The organism is Chryseobacterium sp. SIMBA_029 (assembly GCF_046535275.1).
In the GTDB taxonomy this organism is placed as follows: Bacteria; Bacteroidota; Bacteroidia; order Flavobacteriales; family Weeksellaceae; genus Chryseobacterium.
Map to the genome: position 1 here is coordinate 1 of NZ_JAWRXA010000424.1, position 265 is coordinate 265.

Consider the following 265-nt stretch of genomic DNA (forward strand, 5'->3'; position numbering starts at 1 on the left):
TGATGGGATCAATTTGTCCGGTTACTTCTACATGTTTATAAGTGTCTCCTATAAAAGATTGTGTAGCGTTAAGATCCGGAGAGTGGAATGAGCTTCCTGCAGTATTGAAAAACTCAATGTTGTTCGTGTCTGTTGTATTCGGAACTACACCATACGCAATGTGTACCTTGCTCATTTGAGCGCTGGTGGTATTGTTGTAAATGTCAAAACCCACCATAAAGCCTATGGCATTCTGTGGAATCCCAAGCCCGGATCCCTGCTGGCT

At 43.4% G+C, this 265-nt stretch carries 1 pseudogene; it reads right to left on the reverse strand.

The features are described 5' to 3' along the window. Nucleotides 1–265, reverse strand: a pseudogene (locus SB679_RS24690) (hypothetical protein); the annotation flags it as partial.